Genomic DNA, 19,976 nt, shown 5'->3' with positions numbered 1-19,976 from the left:
AAGGGGAGAGGGGGAACAAACTGTCCATAATGAACAGTTTTCTCAGGAAAAGGGGTTTAGAGTGCTATTTTGGCGAATCAGATGCTGGTGGAGTCTGGGTGGGCTGTAGTGAGCAAGGGCAGGCGATCGCCACGAAAAAGTTCTTCCGAGTCTTGACCAACTTGTTGCCAAAACTGGCCCATATTCTTCAGAGCCAAGATCCCCAGGACAACGGGTAAGGTTGTTAAACTGAGAAGGGTTGAGACCCCTGGTGTAGGAAAAGTAGGATAAGCCTCTCGATCGGGTTCAAAGGTGTTAGGAGGTTGCATATTTTTTAGGTAAAACGATATAAAGTTTCTAAGACTCAAGCACAATTGTAATGAATCTAGTTATGGGGTTTTATCTCCCCAACTCATGGCATGATCCATCCCACCTGACTAGCTGAGTTCATCCTGAAAAAGTGGTCTCATCATAGCATAATTCCCTATTCCATCCCATTGTGTAATACCATGCATGGAGACTGGTTTTAACTCTTCCCACTCCCCCTTGATGTCATCTCCCCTATGCCGCCCATGAATTCTACTCACCCAATCGGGACTTGGACAACTCTATCCCAATGGGCCCAAGATCGGATTGGCCCAGAGGTGGGAAAAGTAAAAGTCCGAGTACGGGGCAATATTCTCCATATTCTTTGTGAAAGCGCTCCCCATTCTCCCTCCCCGGATTGGGTAGAATCCCGTTTAGTTGAGGGGTTATCTCAGACTTCCCTAGAGCATCTATTGCCAGAGGATCAACCGCCAATTTACCAAATCTGGATTTATGGCCGGGTGAGCGGGCCCAATTATCCAGAATGGACGAAACAATTGGATCTCGGTAAGCTGGCGATCGCCTCTAACCCCAATCCAGTCAGCTATCGGCATCTCGATCGCACTAAGGCAGAACCGCCAACTTCGACTCCAGAAAACAGCCTGTTAGGGTCTACTGCTGCGGTAGCTGACCCCATGAGTGCGGATTCTTCCATAGGAATGGTGGTCTCGAATCGGAATTTAGCGGCGGAAGGAAATCCCCATGCGATCGCCCGGTATCTGAGTGAAAGCCTCAGTCCCCTGGGAATTGGAGTCAAGGTTAAGGTCAAAACCCTTAAACGCCATAACCACTTAGAGACCGCATTTAAACGGCTCCATGTGGGTATCTACAGCAACTATAGCCCCGATTCGAGCTTGCTAGGCCCCAAAATTGCCGGGCAACTGCGGGAATTAGAACTATCAGGCTTTCGAGATGCGGCGATCGCCTGTCAAGTCCATGGCGAACCCTCCCCCGATTGGGTGTTACTCGTGGATCTCACCCCCCGTTCCGTCATGCTCCACCAATGGGCACGCTGGGGGGATGTGCCCGCGATCAATCGTCTGATTGACCAGGTTTTAGCCCCAGAAACTCAACTGCATATCTCGGCAATTCTCAAAGAATCTACCCTACATCTCTTTTGTCGAGGAACAACGGTTCCCGATCGAGACCGGGTGATCACCAAGATTCAAAGCCTCCTGGATGCGATCGCCCCCCAAGGTATCCATGCGGCCACCATTTACGGTCATCTGAATAATAAATCTACCCCCGCTTGGGTCGATTGGCTGGATCTACCCGCCAAAACCAACAGCAACCTCAATTTATCCACCCTAGAATTAGCCCAAAAGGGCCATCAAGTGGCCCTACAGTTTCTGCTCAATCGCCTGCTCAACCCCGAAATTGAGCAACAACTGAGTACCGGAGGCATTCGCATTCAACTGCTGCTCAAACAAGACCTCTTGCATGTGATGAGTGATGCTCCGGTTTGCCCCAACCAACGGCAAGTCGGCCCCCTAGTAGCCAAGTTCCTGCGTCAACTGAAGATACCGGGGATTGCGGGTGTGCGGGTGTATGGACGCAGAGCAGGGCAGAAACTGCCCCGTTGGAACTACGGTGTTGACTTTAAATCGAGAAAACGGTTGGTTCCGGAATCGCCCCCAGAATTTGCCGCCAGTAGCGCCTATGTGGGGGATCTGATTGCCCTCGATCATGCGCCCCATCGCTGGCAAGATTCCTCCTCTGCTCCATCCATGGGGGCAAAAGATCCCCAGGGAGAATTCGCCCCGCCCCAACAGACGACTCCTGATGCTCACCCTCGGTCTTCCGTTGCTGCTAACAAGAGTCGCCCGAAGGTTTCCTTCATTCAACGCTGCCAACAGGTGTTAGTCAGCAGTGGACTTTTGGCCCCTGATACGGAATCTGAACCCATTGAGGGTACACTGGCCCCTTATTTACCCGTGCAGGAAGCGGCAACAGACTGGGGTAAACCGGAAACCCGTCGCTGGCGGGATCGCCTGAATCCTCAATTGATGATTGCTCTGGTTTGGTCGGCTCTGGGATTGTTGCTCACTCTGGAAATGGATTGGTTTTTGGGGTATAAATTAACTCAACTTGCGAGTCCTAATCCTGCTAATGGGGCGATCGCTCCTGGCTATTTGGGTTTAGGGGGAAATCCAGCTAATGCGAGTGATGAGAGTTTGTTGGCCAATCAGGAGGAAACATCAGAAGAGTGTGAAGACAGCACCTGTTTAAGTCCTCCCTCTCCTTATCCGACGTTTAATAATCAACTGATTGATGAGCATTTGGGGCGCTATCATGCCCTGATGTTAGAGGAAGGTGCGCCCGATGTGCTGATTATTGGCTCATCCCGTGCCCTCAGAGGGATCGATCCGCAGCAGTTGCGCCAGGATTTGGCCGATCGAGGCTATGAGGAGGTGAGTATTTATAATTTTGGCATTAATGGGGCAACGGCGAAGGTGGTGGATTGGGTGATTCGGGAATTGTTGACTCCTGAGCAGTTGCCGAAGGTGATTATTTGGGCGGATGGGACAAGGGCGTTTAATAGTGGCCGGGTGGATCTGACTTATGAGGCGATCGCCAGTTCTGAGGGGTATCAGCAGTTACAAGCGCAAACCTTAACTCGACCGGAGTATGGTACGCCTTGGTCTGGGGAGTCTTCAGCCCAGACTGCTGAGGAGAACCCGGAGGGTTTGCAGGGCTTTTCCATTACCCAGAGCTACGAACAGGCTAATGATTGGCTAGAAGCGGGTTTAGGGTCACTCTCTGCGGTGTATCCCCAGCGCGATCGCCTCCATAAGCAGATTCAAAAAACCCTCTCAGAGATTTTACCTCAAGATAAGTCACCGATGATGCAGGTGGAAGATCCGGAAATGCCGCCAGCAGCGATTCTTAATCCGGATGGGTTTCTGCCCTTCAAAATTCAGTTCGATCCCAAGACTTACTATGAGCATCATCCCCAAGTTTCTGGAGCCTACGATCGCGATTATGAGTTCTTTACTTTAGAGGGGGAACAGGATCAATCCCTGAGAAATTTGATGGCTTATACTCAAGAAATGGGGGTAAGTTTGGTGTTTGTAAATATGCCTTTGACGGATGTCTATTTAGATCCTGCCCGCACTCCTTTTGAGTCTCAGTTTCAGGAGTATCTCCATACTCAAGAAGCCTTGGGTTTACAGGTGCAGGATTGGATGTTGCTGTGGTCTGGGGGAGAATACGGTTATTTTTCCGATCCTAGTCATCTTAATCGTTATGGTGCTGAGGCGATCGCCTCGGAACTGGCTCAAACTTCTGAAATTGACTGGAGGGAACAGTTAACAATTAACAATTAACAATTAACAATGAATAATTAGGGTTTAGGGAAGAGATAATGGTAATCCTGGAGAATGGCGATCGCCACTTGATGCTGTTCTCCATAGATGTTTCTGGACTTGGAGTGTGCTGTTTCATACAATTGCTCTGCTGTGGGGCGATCGCCCAAAAACATATGCACCGCCGCTAAATCTGCCATCAGCAACGGGTATAGGGGATGCTCCTGATAGCGAAACTGACTCGCTAAATCTAGAGCCTCTTGCCACAACTGTCGAGCCGCTTCATAATGGCGTTGTTTAGCGTTAATTTTCGCCAGTCCTCGCAGACATTCGGCAATGGGAATAGCATTGTCTTCCTGGCGCTCTCCTGCTCGTTCCAGCGCCCGACTAAAGTTATCTTTAGCACCGTTTAAATCTTGGTGTCTTAAGCACAATTCCCCTTGTAACTGCAAGCCACGAGCCAAGGAAAATGGGCGATCTTGCCAGAGATCCAGGGCGGTTTGTAAATGCTCCGTGGCTAAAGTGTACTGATTTTGGTAGATATAAAGCAATGCCAGACAATGGTAAGTTGCACCCAGATCGGGGTGGCGATGGGTCGCATTATCGCTCCCAATGGATGCTCGACCCTGCAACGCCTGTAAATAATAATATTCCGCCTTTGAGTAATCCTCGCGCCGCGTATACCACACCCCCAAATAATGACAGCCATTCGCCCCTGTGAGTCCTCCTGACTGCACACAAGCTTCAAACCGAGGAAAAGCCAAATCCAACTCATTGGTCGCCAAATAAAACTTACCCAGATTCAGCATTAGTATCGGCTCAATCATGGCATCTAAAACCGGCTGTTGATCCAGAGCAGAAGCCATAATTTGCACAAAAGGAGCAATACTTTCACAATGGGAGGGCGTAAACTCACTCAAATCACTCGGAAACAGCTTAATCGCCTCGTATAAATAGTCTAAAAGTTTCTGCTGTGTCTCTCGCACCAGAGGATTAACCGGCTCAGGTTTACTCACCTTAGATTGCTCTTGAGCGCGTCTATCCCACTCCCCACCCGTCGCAAACAACCACCTCAAATTATCCTTAATTTCCGTCGGTGCATAGTGCAACCTGAGACTAAACTGACGAATTGGCGAACTCCGTTGACCTCTCCCCTGCTCATCCGTAAACCCCAACCGCTCCCTTCCCATATCCGTTAGCGTATCGCGCAACCCTTCCTTCTGCACCTTCGCAGAACCTAACTGGCAAAACAGCGCCACGCTCCCCTTTTTCGCCGGAAAATTACCCTGCTGACGATAGAACTCAATCAAATTCAATAGCGCAGCAGGAGTCCCCCGTACAAAAATTCCGTAATCCTGACTCCTTAACAGCACCCCTTCCCCAGATGCACGCAACCCTCCATCATGCACTGCACACAACAAAGCAGCCACCAGCACCTCAGCACAAGCCTTACGTTTTGGGTTCCGATATTGGGGACGAGGCATGATCAATTAAAAATTAAAAATTAAAAATTAAAAATGGGTCTGGGTTTAAATTTTCCCAAGCTCTATAGCTTACAGTGTAAGCGTTTGAGAGCAATTTGGGCAAAATGAGTCACCCCACCTTTCCCAAGGAACTAAGATTGGGGTATATCCCCTCATCCCCCAGCCCCTTCTCCCACAAGAGAAGGCTGAAAGTCCCTCTCCCGTGGGAGAGGGATTTAGGGAGAGGGCAAACCCTTTGTAAATCGATGGTTGCCCTCATCCCCCAGCCCCTTCTCCCACAAGAGAAGGCTGAAAGTCCCTCTCCCGTGGGAGAGGGATTTAGGGAGAGGGCAAACCCTTTGTAAATCGATGGTTGCCCTCATCCCCCAGCCCCTTCTTCCACAAGAGAAGGCTGAAAGTCCCTCTCCGACGGGAGAGGGATTTAGGGAGAGGGCAAACCCTTTGTAAATCGATGGTTGCCCTCATCCCCCAGCCCCTTCTCCCACGGGAGAAGGGGAGCAAAAGTCCCTCTCCCACGGGAGAGGGATATAGGGAGAGGACATCACCCCCATTAACCACCATGAACACTTACCCCGACGATTCTAGTCAGTCTTCACAACTCGATACCCACTACGACACCACCCTGGATGTCAATCCTGATTTCCATCCCACTCTACCCGATACCAATACACCCGAACCCTATCCCCACCAGTGGCAACCCCACAGTTGGGACTATACCACTACCAGCTTACACAGCGATCCTACATCTAGGAGCGATCCAGACCCTTATAGCACCTATAACGAACAAACTTATCATTGGAATCACCAGCATTATGACTCTAATCGAGACCAATCCTCCGTTATCGGACATCCTGCTGAAGAAATGAACTATTGGCATCAGCAGCAAAATGATTATAGCTGTGGCATTGCCGCGCAGCAATCGGCTCTTGAACATCTCACCCATCACCACTACTCAGAAGCGCAACTGAGCCACTATGCCCAACAGCACGGCTGGTACGATCCCGCCCACGGAACCCCTAGTGAGGACTTTGGCAAACTTTTGGCAAATCAAGCCCAAGTTCCTGTCGAGAGCCATTTGGGGGCAAATTTAACGGAAATTAGCACCAAATTAAGCCAGGGTGAAGAGGTTTTTGTTGCCGTTAATTCCACCGTCGAATGGTTACCCGAAATCATCGACCCTCATTTACTTGCAGGACAACCCGCCGACCATATTGTACAAGTCATTGGGGAAAAAATTGACCCGCAAACCCAACAAATTACCCATGTTATTGTCAATGATTCGGGTTCACCAGAAGGGCGCGGTGTAGAGATTCCAGTCGAGCAATTTCAAGTCGCCATGGATGCCAGTCATGATTACATGGCATCGACGGAAAGTCACCATCAATCCTCTTGGTTTACCAGCCATTTAGGAAACGCTGAATCCATGACCTTTGGCTGTAAGATTACCTCTTATTCATCAGATCACACGGTTTATCTTGATGGAGATAAAGTTGGCACGTATAACGGCAACAGTTTCTATTGGAAAAATGGCAATGTTGCCGGGAATTGGAATTGCAATAAGCATCATGCCTACAATGCTCATGGACAAGATTTAGGCTATGCCAAAACCTGGTCAGATGCAGCATTATTAATCTACAAGCAAAGTTAGTTAAAACCCAAGAATCGACGGTTGCCCTCATCCCCCAGCCCCTTCTCCCGTGGGCGCTGCCCTGAGCGAAGTCGAAGGGAGAAGGGGGGCAAAAGTCCCTCTCCCAGGGGAGAGGGATATAGGGAGAGGGCAAACCCTCTCAAAAACCCACAAAAAAACGGTGCGTTACATTTCATTATACCAGTTTGCGATCTAATGAAGTACAGCAAGAAAAGATCCCCCCAACCCCCCTTAAAAAGGGGGGCAGTAAAAGTCCCCCTTTTTAAGGGGGATTTAGGGGGATCGAGATGGACTGCATAGCAAAGAAAAAATGTGTTACTTATTGACTAGGATAAACCATCATCATGAGCGAACAAATCACAATTGAAGACATTTACAAACTCTTTCAAACATCGCAAGCAGAAGCTGACCGACGTTCGCAAGAAGCTGACCGCCGCCTGAAAAAACTAGAAAAAACAGTCGCTCAAACCAGTAAAGAAGTAGCTGGATTAACCACACGCTGGGGGCGATTTGTGGAAGAATTAGTGGAACCGGCGGTGGTGCGATTATTCCAAGAGCGAGGCATTGAAATCGACCAAACTTTTTCTCGCGCAAGACAGCGAAGACAGGGATTAGCGATGGAAATTGATATCCTGGGCGTGAATGGTTCGGATGTGGTGGTGGTTGAGTGTAAATCTCGGTTATCTAGAGATGATGTGGATGAATTCTTAGATAAATTGCTAAGATTTAAGCAGTCATTTCCCACTTATCAAACCTATCGCGCCTATGGAGCAGTTGCCGCGATTGAAATTGACCGAGGAGTAGACCGCTATGCTTATCAGAATGGTTTATTTGTGATTCATCCATCGGGAAATACGGTGGAAATTGCCAATGATAGAGGATTTGAACCGCGCACATGGTGAGGGAATGAACAATGAACAGTTGCCCTCATCCCCCAGCCCCTTCTCCCACGGGAGAAGGGGAGCAAAAGTCCCTCTCCCGTGGGAGAGGGATTTTCCGCAAAGCGGACATGAAAGGGAGAGGGCAAACCCCTTGCTAACACACAAAAAATGGTGAATCAATGAACAATTAACAATGAACAATTAACAATTAAATCCTGTAGGGGCGGGTTATACCCAAATCTAGAAATCTCATCCATAACTTCCCTAAACCCGCCCCCACCCTATCGCAAAATCACCAAAAATGGTGCGTTAGATTTCATTATACGAGTTTACGATCTAATGAAGTACAGCAAGAAAAGATCCCCCCAACCCCCCTTAAAAAGGGGGGCAGTAAAAGTCCCCCTTTTTAAGGGGGATTTAGGGGGATCGAGATGCTGTAACGCACCCAACAAAATTATTGGAGGAAATCATCATGAAATCACTACCTGGAAAACAAGGATTTTGGGGAACGGTTTTAGGAACCGTCGGAGGTGTCCTGAAATCCATTTTCTTGCCTAACAAAAATATTGCGGATACCCAACGGGAGAATACAGCAATCATGGCTGCCAATCAACGGGAGATTGCGGAAAGGCGCGAGGAGGTGCAACTGGAAATTGCTCACAAGCAGCAACAAATCCAATTGGAAAGTTTGAAATTGCAATATGTGCAGCAAGAACAACGGCGCACATATGATGCGGAACAAGCTGCATTATCGAGGGAGTTTCACGCTCAACAATCTGGTTTAGCCAGATCTCATCAATCCCAAGAAAATCGGCTCTCGCGGGAATTTCAGGCTGAACAATCGGCTATAGCCAGATCTCATCAATCCCAAGAAAATCGGCTCTCGCGGGAATTTCAAGCCGCACAAGCCGAACTCTCTAGGGAACATCAAGAAGCCCTGACTCGATATATTCAAGACTCGGAAAACCGCCGGTTAGCCTCGCGCATCGAACACGAACAGTGGCTAGAGGCGCAACGGCAAGAATTGCAACGGGAACTGCAAAAAAGCCAGCAGGAATTTAGCTTGTTTATGGCATTCTTAACGGCTAAAATCAATCGAGATAATGATGAAGAGCGGCGCATTTTAGATAACCAACCTTGGCGGACTCCACCTAAACCCCTGATGCAATATTATGAGCAATATCAAGACCGTTTGCCGATTCCGCCTTTGGTGGTGGTTTCGCCTCCGGATGTGGAATTTGACCGCTATCCGAATGCGGGTTCTGGACTGCCGCGAATGGCGAATGATATTGAGGATGAATTGAGCAATTTTTTGGGTCGCCATTATCCGGAACGGGACTCGGAACGCCCGGCAAAACCGATTGCGGGACTGTGGGATACCAACCGGATGAAAGATGGGGCGGCGGTGCTTTCCTTACATTATCTGTTTGCGGCTGTGCCGACGATTATTTTAGAGTCGAAAGTGGCGGGGGATTTGCTCAATTTTTCTCTGTTTTCCTGGGATGCGGGACAACGGGATTGGCAGAAGGAATCAGTTTTATTCCAGTTTTCCCACAAGGAGTTTATTTATGAAGCGCAGCGAGAGTTGGCGCGGGAGTGGCAGCAGAAGAAAGAGAAACTCACAGAAGCGGAGGTTAAAGAAGCCATAAGTGATGCTAAAGAAAATGAAATTGACGATCATAACTTACAGAAACTGCTGAGAGAAGAAAAACGCATAGCCTCAAATGTCAAAGTTGCAGTTGAATATCGCCCCACGCCTTCGGGTATTGCGCGGCTGAAGAAATATCTCAGTCAACTCCATTGTCTTGCCGCAGGGATGGCGCTGGATGACTATCATTTGCTGCGTCATGGCACTGTGCCGAAAATGCCGGAGTTGCTGGCTGAGTTTATCAAGGGGATGCCTGACTATGAGATGCAACCGCTCCTGGAAATTGTGCTGACTCACTATCAAGCGTTGATAGAAGCGTCGGCTGAAGTGGGGTTGGATGTGCCGAGTTTGCTGTTGGATGTGGCTTTGGCGTTCTCGAATTTACCCGACTCTAGCCCAAGTCAGCAGTTGATGGCAGCGTCTATTGCCCGTTGGCTTTCCCAGCGCCAACTTCCGGTTACGGGTGAAGCGCTGGAGACTCTGGGGAGTGCCCTGAATATTGCCGATGAGGGGTATGTGGCGAAGTTGAATCGGTGTTTGTCGGTGCTGGGAGACTCGCGGCAACTGGATATTGCCCAATCTTGCTATCGTCGCGGGGTGAAACGTCTGCAAGCGCAAGATTATGAGGGGGCGCGGTATGATTTTGAGCAAACGATTACTCTGGCTCCTCGCGCCATTGCCTATTATCAGCGCGGTTTAGCCTATCAGGGGTTGGGAGAACTCCAAAAGGCAATTACGGATTTGGATAAGGCGGTGAAATTGCAACCGAATCAGGCTAAGTTTCATGAGGCGCGGGGGGATGTTTATCGGCAGTTGGAGGATGTGGAGACAGCGCTGGCGAATTATGCCCAGGCGGTAGAGTTGGGTTCTGAGAGTGCAGCGCAGAAGTATGAGGAGTTGCAACGCTGGTGGACGGATGAGCGACGTAAAGCGAGGGAAGCGGAGGAAGCACGGCAACGAGCGGAAGCGGAACAAAGGAGACGGGAGGAGGAGCGACGGAAGGCACTGAGTATTCCGATTCCAGAAAGTAACCTGACTTTGGAGTTGGTGTATGTGGAGGGGGGGACTTTCCAGATGGGAGGAAATCACGCGGTAACCGTGCCGGAGTTTCGCATGGGCAAGTATCCCATCACTCAGGCTCAGTATCAGGCGGTGATGGGGACTAATCCTTCTCATTTTAAGGGGGATAATCGTCCTGTGGAAAAGGTGAGTTGGCATAAGGCTCAGGCGTTTTGTCAGAAGCTCTCAGAACTGATTAAGCAACCGGTGCGGCTGCCAAGCGAGGCGGAATGGGAGTATGCGGCGCGTGGAGGAAACCGGAGTGAGGGTTATGAGTATGCGGGCAGTAATAACCTGGATGAGGTGGCTTGGTATGGTGGTAATTCTGGCAGCGAAACCCATGATGTGGGGGGGAAGAAGGCGAATGAGTTGGGGATTTATGATATGAGTGGCAATGTGTGGGAGTGGTGCGCGGATGAGTGGCATAGTAACTATACAGACGCACCTAACGATGGGAGTATATGGTCAAATAGTGATGAAGGAAATAAAAACCGGCTGCTTCGTGGGGGTTGTTGGCTCGACAATTCTGATAATTGTCGCTCTCGGTATCGCTACTCGAAGGCGGCGGACCCTGGGAACGGCTACTTCGGTTTTCGCGTGGTTTGTCCCTTGGCGATGACTCCGTAGCCCTTTTCTCTTTATTCCTTTTTTCCTTTACACTTGCGTGGAGGGCGGGTTTACAGGATTGATTTGTGAGTGTTCTAGATTTTGGTGAAACCCGCCCCTACGGGGAATGGTTGATAGATTTTGTAGGGGCAGGTTTAGCCAATAATTGTGTTTCCCATCTGCAACTTTTGTGAACCTGCCCCATTCACGTTTGTCCTGGGGTGGGGGCGGGTTTTGAGGATTGATTGGTGGGTGTTCTGGACTTGGGTAAAACCCGCCCCTACGGGGAATTGCATTTACAGCGCTTTGCGCGGTAATGAGGTACAGCAGGGAAAGATCCCCCCTAACCCCCCTTAAAAAGGGGGGAACCAGAAAGTCCCCCTTTTTAAGGGGGATTTAGGGGGATCAAAATGTACCTCATAGCAGCGAAAACTGCTGTATGTTTGATGAGATTTTAAGAGATATTCGCCAAAAAGTTTCCTCTTATCAGTATGTGATGACGACCCATGCAGAAGAAGAGATGGCTGATGATGGATTAAGCATTTATGATGTTGAACAAGGGATTCTTACGGGTGAAATTCTTGAACGTCAACGAGACCGAAATACTTATGAATCTAAATTCCGAATTCGAGGCACGGGTTTAGACAATCAAGACCTAGAAGTGGTGGTTAAATTGGGTCGGACAGGGAAAGTTGTTATCATTACAGTATATGTTTTGTAGCACTCAAGGATAAAAGATTATGTTCTGTGATATTTGTGGCAATGAAGGAGTTAATATTCAAGAGGTCACCCGAACTTATGGGAAAGGAGAGGATTTATTAATTATTGAAGGGATTCCCATCATCAGTTGTCCCCATTGTGGAGAACGGTATCTGAGTGCAGAAACGTTGCACAAGATTGAATCTATTCAGCAACACCGGCAAGAATTGGCGGTTGCTCGTTCTGTAGAGGTGGCCGGGTTTTCTTAAAACTGGCAACTGTTCATTGAACTACAGAGTGGGGGTGGGTTTAGGGAATTGATTGGTGGGTGTTGTAGATTTGGGTAAAACCCGCCCCTACGGGGATCTGGGTGGTTTTCAATTTTTAATTTTTAATTTTTAATTGAACTACAAAGTGCTGTGGCTAAGGGTTCCGAAAGCTCGATAGGCATAAAATACCCTTGAGGATACAAATAATCTTCTCCAGATTCATCAATCACACGAATCATATCCTGCAAATTGGCTTGCCGATCTGGAAGAGTTTGATAAATTTTCCGTAATTCCAAAGAAGCCGGATAACCTTGATTATTAATGCACACTACAAATTCCATAAACTCATTTACTCCAAAATATATTTAATCTTTATTTCTTTTTTACCAATCCCATGAGCTTCATACCAGTGCAATTCAGCCTCACATATGGTTCCATTCTCTAATTCAATGGTAGCAATCCCCTTTAACTTACGCCAGCGACCCGATCCATAAACTTTTCGCAATCGTTCAAGCTCCCGAATAGAGTTGCCAACAGCAATAATTTCAATATTTTGAATTTCCCCAAATATCTCAAAATTCATTTCAGGAATTTATCTTGCAGATTCGACCAGATATCTCGATTAATTTGCTCTGCCAGATTTTCTGCATCTGTTTCGCTTAACTGGCTACGGTTTCTGATGATTTCTAGTTCCAGATAATCTAAGAATTTTGTCATTCGATCCTGACTGATTAAATTGCGATCGATCTTGACCACAATATCTTGATTCTCAAGTGTTATTTCATATAAGGATTTGTTACTCATCCAAACCTCGCCATTATTGATGGTATTTTAAGGATAACATTGTAGGTAATGTTCGCGAACATGAGGCGAAAGCAATTTCCTGGTGGGGTGGGGGCGAGTTTTGGGAATTGATATCATGTCCAGCTAAACAGTTGTCATTGCGATCGCAGATAATCTAAGAATTTTGTCATTCATTTACTAAAAAGGGGGAGTTGAGCAACTCCCCCTTCAAAATCGACCCCAGGTTCAGGACGAACCAAGGGCAAGGCAATGATGAATCTGCTTTTAGTAAGCTAGACCCATACTGCGGGTGGTTTCCGCGCCTAAGTAAACCCGGATACTTAAAAAGTCAGTCGGACAGGCGGTTTCACAGCGCTTGCAGCCCACACAGTCTTCTGTGCGAGGGGAAGAAGCAATCTGTCCAGCTTTGCATCCATCCCAAGGAACCATTTCCAGCACATCTAAGGGACAAGCACGCACACACTGGGTACAACCAATGCAGGTATCGTAGATTTTTACTGAATGAGACATTGAATAAGAACTCCCAACAACAGTTTGATAGTGATATGCTCTCACACTTTATCGACAAACGATAAGGTGTAGGGGGTTGAGTCGGTTCTAGATGGCTCCAGAGAGCTAACCGAGTCATTGAGAACGGAATGCTTGAGCCGCTCTATGGTTTGACAAGTTTAAGTCAGTCCAGTGTTATACCGGATCAAAGCTTAGTTTAGCGCAGGGGTTCAACTGAAATAAACAAAAGGATGAGAAACTTTAAACAACTTGACAATTGCCGATCGCCGCAAACCCAAGAAAAATCTCCCAATCTCCTGCTCCGACTAGGATAGAGGTTCACTTGTCCCTTCAAGCCTAAAATGAATGGCGATCGCCCCTAGCCCTAAAATTAGGGGAACAGGACTGAAGATTTCACCCCAAGGGTCAAATTTTGGGGGTAAACCGCGATATACTCCTGTCGGTAGTGTGGTTGATTAGTCATGGTAGCAGTAGCAATCTTAGCCGCAGGACGGGGAACTCGGATGAAATCTGAGTTGCCTAAAGTCTTACATCCCCTAGGCGGACGCTCTTTAGTTGAACGGGTACTTGAGAGTTGTCAGTTGATTTCCCCCGTGCGTCAGTTTGCCATTGTCGGATATCGGGGCGATTTGATTCAGGAAGCTCTTGCGGGTGTACCCGGATTAGAGTTTGTCACCCAAAGCCAACAGTTGGGAACCGGTCATGCTGTTCAGCAAATTTTACCCTATCTAGAAGGGTTTACCGGAGATTTACTGGTACTCAATGGAGATGTACCCCTATTACGACCAGAAACCATTCGTAATTTGCTGGAAATCCATCAAACCCAGGGTAACGGAGCGACCATTTTAACCGCTCAACATCCCCATCCTAAAGGCTATGGGCGCGTCTTTTCCGATAGTGATAATCTGCTGCAACAAATTGTGGAAGACCGCGATTGTACGACGGCCCAACGGCAAAATCGGCGGATTAATGCCGGGGTCTATTGTTTTAATTGGCCGCAATTGGCCCAGGTTTTACCCCAGTTAAAGTCAGAAAATGACCAGCAGGAATATTATTTGACGGATGCAGTCAATTATTTAGACCGGGTAATGACGGTGGATGTGGAGGATTATCAGGAGATTTTAGGGATTAATGACCGCAAACAATTAGCTACGGCCCATCAGATTCTTCAAGACCGGATTAAGGAGGAGTGGATGAAGGCGGGGGTGACATTGATCGATCCTGATAGTATTACGATTGATGATACGGTACGGATCGCTTCCGATGTGCTGATTGAGCCGCAAACCCATTTGCGCGGCAATACGGCCATTGGGACGGGTTGTCGCATTGGGCCGGGCAGTTTGATTGAAAATAGTCAGATTGGGGAGCAGGTGACGGTTCTCTATTCGGTGATTAGTGATAGTGTGGTGAACTCGAAGACGAGAATTGGCCCCTATGCCCATTTGCGAGGCCAGGCTGAGATTGGAGAAGGTTGTCGCGTGGGCAATTTTGTGGAGATTAAGAAGTCTGAAGTGGGCGATCGCACGAATATAGCCCATTTATCCTATATTGGAGATGCCCAATTGGGTCAACAGGTGAATGTGGGCGCAGGTACGATTACGGCCAATTATGATGGCTATCAGAAGCATAAGACGACGATCGGCGATCGCACTAAAACTGGCTCGAATAGTGTCTTAGTCGCTCCCATTACCATTGGCGAAGATGTCACCATTGGAGCTGGATCGGTAGTGACCAAAGATGTGCAAAATGATGCTCTAGTCGTGGCTCGCGCTCCCCAAAAAGTGCGTCCCGGATGGCGACCGAAGGGGGTTTCTCAGGATGGAGAGATGGGGGGATAGGGAGATGGGGGGATAGGGAGATCTCCTATTACCCATTACCTATTACCCATTACTTAAATTAAAGTGCTTAACTTAATACTTGGAACATCTGGGCTAAAACTGTGTTAGAAAAGAGGAAGCCTTCTGGATCGCTTAGACAGATCTGACCCGTTGAGGGTAGAGGTTGTCCAGGAAGCCAAGGTTGTCCATTCAGGGTGTAGAGGTTAATCCATCCTTGTTGATAGTAGGGATACCAACTCGGACTCAACTGTTGCAAGGGAGGATAACCAAATCGATTGGTTAAGGTCTTTAAAGATAGACCTTCTGCAAGGCGAAGACCGAGCATGAGAGTTTCTAAGAACTGTTCGGTGTCTGAGAGGGGAGGGGTATCTATCACTCCCCCATCTTGCAGCCATTGATAGTAGGTTTGCCGGGTACGCGGTCGGGTAAATCGGATACCATCGATGTAACTGGCAGCTCCCATGCCCCAACCATAGTAGGGCTGATTGTGCCAATAGACTAGGTTATGGCGACAGTGATATCCAGGAAGGGCATAGTTGGAAATTTCGTAGTGATCGTAACCAGCTTGCCTTAAGATTTGGGAGGTGAGGCGATAGAATTGGGCGCTGGTTTCATCAGTGGGCAGGTTGAGTTTCCCCGATTCATAGCGATGCTCGAAGACGGTCATGGGTTCAACGATCAGATCGTATACTGAGAGGTGGGGCGGGGAAATTTCGAGGGCAATTTGTAGGGTTTGTTGCCATTGTTCTAAGGTTTGTTCGGGTAAACCGGAGATTAAGTCGATACTGAAGTTATCGACTTGCGCTTGATGGATGAGATCGATCGCCTGGTAAATTTCGGTGCTAGTATGCGATCGCCCGCAGAGTTTCAACAGATAATCATCAAAAGATTGTACGCCTAAACTGATGCGGTTGATCCCCAGATCCAGAAACCCTTGCAACTTGTCGAGATCGAAGGTTCCGGGGTCAATTTCCATGGAGATTTCGGCGCTGGAGGCTACCCCAAAGTGGCGATCAAGGGTGGTTAAAAGTTGCTCCAGTTGAGCCACACTGAGTAAGGATGGGGTTCCTCCGCCAAAAAAGACCGTATCCAGGGGTAAACCGGGAGAGGGAGTCTGTTCAATTTCAGCGATCAAGACCTCGATATAGTGGGAAATGGCTGGGGAAGAGTCACCCCAGTGGCGATCGCCCACCACTGAAATAGCAAAATCACAATAGAAGCAGCGACGACGACAGAAGGGAATATGAAGATAAGCTGAACGGGGAATTGCCACAGATGGTTGTTGATGCTCCATGAGATCTAAGCCCCAATTCGGTTTACCCTTTTAATTATCTCTTAATTGAATCGATGGGGTTATCTGACAATCTCTTATAATATAGGTTATCTCTATCCTTTATGAGTATGAGTTTAGGCGGTCTCTGGAGGCCCCTGAATATCGATCCCTTCCCAATCAGGTCAAACTTATGATTGATGCAATTATTATCATATCCTTTATCCTAGCAGGAATCGGTATCGGTTTCTACGGCATTGAATTGCTCCCGACCACGGTTTTAGACCAAGTGAGCAATCAAGATGGTCTGCGATCGGTCACGGCTGGGTTTTCTGCCCTGATTATGGGAGCCGTGGGGCTATTTGTGCAAACCTACTATCGGCGCTTAGAGAGCTTTATGCGACAAATGCCCGTAGAAGTCCTGCTCACCCGTTCCATTGGTTTAGTTGTAGGTTTATTAGTGGCTAACCTGATGTTAGCGCCCCTATTCCTCCTACCCATCCCCCAAGAATTCGGCTTTATTAAACCCCTAGTTGCCGTTTTAGGTAGTATCCTATTTGCTTTCTCCGGAATTTCCCTAGCTGATACCCATGGCCGGTCGTTTTTACGACTGATTAATCCCCATAGTATGGAAAGCTTACTGCTGTCTGAGGGAACTTTAAAACCTGCCACTACTAAAATTTTGGATACCAGTTGTATTATTGATGGTCGATTGGAAGAACTCCTGAGTACCAAGTTTATTGAAGGGCAACTGTTAGTTCCTCAATTTGTCTTACAAGAGTTGCAACTGGTGGCCGATGCGGGTAACGATCAAAAGCGGATTCGGGGCCGTCGGGGTTTAGAAATTCTCAACCGGATTCGGGAAACCTATCCAGACAAAATTGCTATCCATCCAGCCGATTATGAAGATATTTCTACGGTGGATGCTAAGTTAGTCCATTTAGCCCAAGAAATTAATGGCACATTGCTGACTAATGATTACAATCTAAACCAGGTTGCCAGTTTACAGCAGGTTTCTGTCCTTAATATTAATGATTTAGCCCAAGCCATGCGCCCAGCCTATTTACCGGGTGACGATCTGGATTTGAAAATTATTAAGCAAGGTCGGGAACCGGAACAAGGGGTAGGATATTTGGATGATGGCACGATGGTGGTGGTGGAAGAAGGGGGGCAGTATATTGGGGTGGAATTGCGGGTGGTGGTGACGGGTGCGCTGCAAACTTCGGCAGGACGGATGATTTTTGCTCGTCCTCAAGCGACGGCGATCGCCTAGGATGAGGAAATTGGCCCTTTGTGTCTCTATTATTCTGATTGAATTATAAGGGTGCGCCCCTTCTCCGATCATGTTTTCAGTTCATCCCCAAATCGAGTATCCAGAAAGCGACGGTTTACTCTTGGCTGACAATACGATTCAGTTTCGCTATATCACTACCATTCAAGGGGGTTTAGATGCTCTTTATTCAGATAACCCGGATGTATTTATCGCGGGTGATTTGCTGTGGTATCCCATAGAAGGGGATAATGAAACTCGTATCGCTCCAGATGTAATGGTGGCATTCGGGAGACCCAAGGGCGATCGCCGCTCTTATAAACAATGGGAGGAAGGGGGTATTGCTCCCCAAGTCGTCTTTGAAATTGCCTCGCGCAGCAACACGCTCAAGGAACTGGAAGAGACGAAACTCAAGTTTTATAACCGTTATGGAGTCCAAGAGTATTATCTATTCGATCCAGAACGAGGAACGTTAAAAGGATGGATGCAACAGCAAGAGGATGAATTACTTCCTATTCCCTCAATGCAAAATTGGGTTAGTCCTTTGTTAAAGGTACGCTTTCAGGTCACAGAAAGGGGTGAATTGGAGTTGTATACCCCTAGGGGGGAAAGGTTTGCAACTTATGTGGAGGCGATCGCCCAACTGCAACGGGAACGAGAAAGAATTCAAGAATTAGAACAAGCTCAACGTGGAGCGATCGCCCCGTTAGCAGCAATGGGACTCGATGCTGAGGCGATCGCCAATATCCTCTCCTTATCCTTAGAGACTGTGCAGAATTATCTCGATTAATGGCCCCTATTCAATCTCAGCAACATTTGGGTATCCGTGAGGAATTAGGAATCATCGCGCTCTGTCTACTCGCAGGGGTGCTGATGGGAATAACTCCTGCTCCTGTCAATGCCTGGCCCCTAGCCTGGATCGCCCTCATCCCCCTCTGGGTGGTTATTCTTAGCTCCGACTCCTGGAAACGTACCCTTAGCTATGCTCTGGTTTGGGGCATCGGATTTCATGGAGTAGCCCTATTTTGGATGACCGGAATTCATCCGATGACTTGGTTAGGTGTTCCCTGGTTAGCGAGTTTGGCGATCGCCCTGGGGGTCTGGATTTTAATTACCCTCTGGGGCAGCGCCCTGGTTACCCTCTGGGCACTCCTATTGAGCCGTTTTACACAGCACAAAAATAGCCTCTACAGAGTATTATTCGGAACCACTCTCTGGTGTCTCCTCGAAGGACTTTGGAGCCGCTCCGATCTCTGGTGGAGTTCCCTATCTTATACCCAAAGTCCATTTAATTTAGCCATTTTGCATTTAGGACAGCTTTCTGGGCCCAATACTATTACCGCTACTTTAGTCGCTGTTAACGGCTTAGTTGCTGAATTTATTTATCATTACTTCTATCATAAAAAGCAGAAAAAGTCAACTCTAATTTGGGCATTTACCCTCCTCTTTTTTGCCCACACAACCGGTTATTTTCTCTGGCAGACATCCGCAGCCACAAAATCCGGAGAAACCTTCAAAGTTGGCATCATTCAAGGCAATATTCCCAATCGGATCAAATTCTATTCTCAGGGATGGCAAAACGCCTTAGCGGGCTATACCCAAGGATACGAAAAATTAGCCGCCCAAGGCGTTGATATTGTTCTCACCCCCGAAACCGCCTTACCCTTTCTCTGGACGAATCAGAACCGGGGTTATCTCCCTCTCATTCAAGCCATCCGGGAGTGGGGAATTCCGGTGTGGGTGGGTGCATTTGGACAAAAGGGCGATCGCCTCACCAACAGCCTCTTTACCCTTGACGGAACCAGTACAATTATCAGTCAATACAATAAAATTAAACTCGTTCCTCTAGGTGAATATATCCCCTTTGAATCCCTGCTTGGCAAACTGATTAATCGGCTTTCCCCCCTAGACGCAACCCTAGCCAAAGGTTCCCCCCATCAAATCATGGAAACCCCTGTAGGCCAAGCCATTGTCGGCATTTGTTATGATTCCGCATTTTCCCAGATTTTTCGCCGACAAACCGCAGAAGGAGGAGAGTTTATCATCACCGCCTCTAATGATGCCCATTATACCGCCCCCATGCAATGGCAACATCACGCTCAAGACATTCTGCGAGCCATAGAGAGCGATCGTACCACCATTCGAGCCACCAACACCGGCTATTCCGCCATTGTCGAACATAATGGTAAAACCCGGTGGATTTCTAATCGCAACACCTATGAAATTCATGCCGATACCATTGAGCGCCGAACCACCCAAACCTTATATATTCGCTGGGGAGATTGGATTGTCCCCCTACTCTGTGTTCTCACCCTAATCAGTAGTAAGGTAGATTTATAG

General features: G+C 48.0%; 17 protein-coding genes. 10 read left to right on the top strand and 7 right to left on the bottom strand.

Annotated elements, in window-relative coordinates:
• Positions 1-77: 77 nt before the first annotated feature.
• The gene (locus AC3FZD_RS20680) at positions 78-308 is read right to left on the bottom strand and encodes a hypothetical protein (protein WP_488737831.1); all 231 of its coding nucleotides are present in this window, start codon (positions 306-308) and stop codon (positions 78-80) included.
• Between the two features lie 243 nt (positions 309-551).
• On the opposite strand from AC3FZD_RS20680, the gene AC3FZD_RS20675 reads away from it, so the two are divergent.
• Positions 552-3,671, top strand: a complete 3,120-nt coding sequence (locus tag AC3FZD_RS20675) for a DUF1574 domain-containing protein (protein WP_488737830.1) — start codon at positions 552-554, stop codon at positions 3,669-3,671.
• A gap of 17 nt (positions 3,672-3,688) precedes the next feature.
• Here AC3FZD_RS20675 and AC3FZD_RS20670 read toward each other — a convergent pair whose 3' ends face one another.
• The gene (locus AC3FZD_RS20670) at positions 3,689-5,134 is read right to left on the bottom strand and encodes a tetratricopeptide repeat protein (protein ID WP_488737829.1); all 1,446 of its coding nucleotides are present in this window, start codon (positions 5,132-5,134) and stop codon (positions 3,689-3,691) included.
• Positions 5,135-5,693: 559 nt separating this feature from the next.
• Here AC3FZD_RS20670 and AC3FZD_RS20665 point away from each other — a divergent pair.
• The 5 genes from AC3FZD_RS20665 (at position 5,694) to AC3FZD_RS20645 (ending at position 11,944) form a co-directional block, all read left to right on the top strand.
• On the top strand, positions 5,694-6,782 hold the full coding sequence (locus AC3FZD_RS20665; protein ID WP_488737828.1) for a hypothetical protein: 1,089 nt from the start codon (positions 5,694-5,696) through the stop codon (positions 6,780-6,782).
• 344 nt (positions 6,783-7,126) lie between these two features.
• Entirely contained in the window at positions 7,127-7,684 is a 558-nt protein-coding gene (locus AC3FZD_RS20660) for a DUF3782 domain-containing protein (protein WP_488737827.1), read from the top strand.
• A gap of 451 nt (positions 7,685-8,135) precedes the next feature.
• Complete coding sequence (locus tag AC3FZD_RS20655) at positions 8,136-10,997, top strand: SUMF1/EgtB/PvdO family nonheme iron enzyme (RefSeq protein WP_488737826.1); 2,862 nt, start codon at positions 8,136-8,138, stop codon at positions 10,995-10,997.
• 418 nt (positions 10,998-11,415) lie between these two features.
• A complete protein-coding gene (locus AC3FZD_RS20650; protein WP_488737825.1) occupies positions 11,416-11,697 on the top strand; it encodes a DUF4258 domain-containing protein in 282 nt (93 codons plus the stop codon).
• A 19-nt stretch (positions 11,698-11,716) separates the two neighbouring features.
• On the top strand, positions 11,717-11,944 hold the full coding sequence (locus AC3FZD_RS20645) for a type II toxin-antitoxin system MqsA family antitoxin (protein WP_283764849.1): 228 nt from the start codon (positions 11,717-11,719) through the stop codon (positions 11,942-11,944).
• A 122-nt stretch (positions 11,945-12,066) separates the two neighbouring features.
• Here AC3FZD_RS20645 and AC3FZD_RS20640 read toward each other — a convergent pair whose 3' ends face one another.
• From AC3FZD_RS20640 to psaC, 4 genes are all read right to left on the bottom strand, one after another.
• A complete protein-coding gene (locus AC3FZD_RS20640) occupies positions 12,067-12,285 on the bottom strand; it encodes a hypothetical protein (RefSeq protein WP_488737824.1) in 219 nt (72 codons plus the stop codon).
• 8 nt (positions 12,286-12,293) lie between these two features.
• Complete coding sequence (locus tag AC3FZD_RS20635) at positions 12,294-12,527, bottom strand: hypothetical protein (protein ID WP_488737823.1); 234 nt, start codon at positions 12,525-12,527, stop codon at positions 12,294-12,296.
• Positions 12,524-12,748, bottom strand: a complete 225-nt coding sequence (locus tag AC3FZD_RS20630) for a hypothetical protein (RefSeq protein WP_488737822.1) — start codon at positions 12,746-12,748, stop codon at positions 12,524-12,526. The genes AC3FZD_RS20635 and AC3FZD_RS20630 overlap by 4 nt, the downstream gene beginning before the upstream one ends.
• A 264-nt stretch (positions 12,749-13,012) precedes the next feature.
• Entirely contained in the window at positions 13,013-13,258 is a 246-nt protein-coding gene (gene psaC, locus AC3FZD_RS20625; protein ID WP_012307203.1) for a photosystem I iron-sulfur center protein PsaC, read from the bottom strand.
• 461 nt (positions 13,259-13,719) lie between these two features.
• Here psaC and glmU point away from each other — a divergent pair, with 461 nt between their 5' ends.
• The gene (gene glmU, locus AC3FZD_RS20620) at positions 13,720-15,096 is read left to right on the top strand and encodes a bifunctional UDP-N-acetylglucosamine diphosphorylase/glucosamine-1-phosphate N-acetyltransferase GlmU (protein WP_488737821.1); all 1,377 of its coding nucleotides are present in this window, start codon (positions 13,720-13,722) and stop codon (positions 15,094-15,096) included.
• A 67-nt stretch (positions 15,097-15,163) separates the two neighbouring features.
• Here the strand turns inward: glmU and hemW are convergent, their stop codons facing one another.
• Complete coding sequence (gene hemW, locus AC3FZD_RS20615; protein ID WP_488737820.1) at positions 15,164-16,390, bottom strand: radical SAM family heme chaperone HemW; 1,227 nt, start codon at positions 16,388-16,390, stop codon at positions 15,164-15,166.
• Between the two features lie 169 nt (positions 16,391-16,559).
• Between hemW and AC3FZD_RS20610 the strand changes: the two genes are divergently transcribed.
• From AC3FZD_RS20610 to lnt, 3 genes are all read left to right on the top strand, one after another.
• Positions 16,560-17,639, top strand: a complete 1,080-nt coding sequence (locus tag AC3FZD_RS20610; protein ID WP_488737819.1) for a PIN/TRAM domain-containing protein — start codon at positions 16,560-16,562, stop codon at positions 17,637-17,639.
• A gap of 70 nt (positions 17,640-17,709) precedes the next feature.
• A complete protein-coding gene (locus tag AC3FZD_RS20605) occupies positions 17,710-18,426 on the top strand; it encodes a Uma2 family endonuclease (protein ID WP_488737818.1) in 717 nt (238 codons plus the stop codon).
• Positions 18,426-19,976: an apolipoprotein N-acyltransferase gene (gene lnt, locus AC3FZD_RS20600; protein ID WP_488737817.1), complete on the top strand. Its 1,551-nt coding sequence runs from the start codon at positions 18,426-18,428 to the stop codon at positions 19,974-19,976. Before AC3FZD_RS20605 ends, lnt begins: the two co-directional genes overlap by 1 nt.

The sequence above is a fragment of the Roseofilum sp. KMC-1 genome (assembly GCF_057802075.1).
This window is presented reverse-complemented; position numbering and strand designations above follow the sequence as displayed.

Bases quoted from the DNA above. Each gene is read 5' to 3' on its own strand.
- AC3FZD_RS20665 (WP_488737828.1), top strand. From the start codon at position 5,694: ATGAACACTTACCCCGACGATTCTAGTCAGTCTTCACAACTCGATACC.
- AC3FZD_RS20680 (WP_488737831.1), bottom strand. From the start codon at position 308: ATGCAACCTCCTAACACCTTTGAACCCGATCGAGAGGCTTATCCTACT.
- hemW (WP_488737820.1), bottom strand. From the start codon at position 16,390: ATGGAGCATCAACAACCATCTGTGGCAATTCCCCGTTCAGCTTATCTT.
- AC3FZD_RS20655 (WP_488737826.1), top strand. From the start codon at position 8,136: ATGAAATCACTACCTGGAAAACAAGGATTTTGGGGAACGGTTTTAGGA.
- AC3FZD_RS20605 (WP_488737818.1), top strand. From the start codon at position 17,710: ATGTTTTCAGTTCATCCCCAAATCGAGTATCCAGAAAGCGACGGTTTA.
- AC3FZD_RS20630 (WP_488737822.1), bottom strand. From the start codon at position 12,748: ATGAGTAACAAATCCTTATATGAAATAACACTTGAGAATCAAGATATT.
- AC3FZD_RS20670 (WP_488737829.1), bottom strand. From the start codon at position 5,134: ATGCCTCGTCCCCAATATCGGAACCCAAAACGTAAGGCTTGTGCTGAG.
- AC3FZD_RS20645 (WP_283764849.1), top strand. From the start codon at position 11,717: ATGTTCTGTGATATTTGTGGCAATGAAGGAGTTAATATTCAAGAGGTC.
- AC3FZD_RS20675 (WP_488737830.1), top strand. From the start codon at position 552: ATGAATTCTACTCACCCAATCGGGACTTGGACAACTCTATCCCAATGG.
- glmU (WP_488737821.1), top strand. From the start codon at position 13,720: ATGGTAGCAGTAGCAATCTTAGCCGCAGGACGGGGAACTCGGATGAAA.
- AC3FZD_RS20610 (WP_488737819.1), top strand. From the start codon at position 16,560: ATGATTGATGCAATTATTATCATATCCTTTATCCTAGCAGGAATCGGT.
- AC3FZD_RS20660 (WP_488737827.1), top strand. From the start codon at position 7,127: ATGAGCGAACAAATCACAATTGAAGACATTTACAAACTCTTTCAAACA.
- psaC (WP_012307203.1), bottom strand. From the start codon at position 13,258: ATGTCTCATTCAGTAAAAATCTACGATACCTGCATTGGTTGTACCCAG.
- AC3FZD_RS20650 (WP_488737825.1), top strand. From the start codon at position 11,416: ATGTTTGATGAGATTTTAAGAGATATTCGCCAAAAAGTTTCCTCTTAT.
- AC3FZD_RS20635 (WP_488737823.1), bottom strand. From the start codon at position 12,527: ATGAATTTTGAGATATTTGGGGAAATTCAAAATATTGAAATTATTGCT.
- lnt (WP_488737817.1), top strand. From the start codon at position 18,426: ATGGCCCCTATTCAATCTCAGCAACATTTGGGTATCCGTGAGGAATTA.
- AC3FZD_RS20640 (WP_488737824.1), bottom strand. From the start codon at position 12,285: ATGGAATTTGTAGTGTGCATTAATAATCAAGGTTATCCGGCTTCTTTG.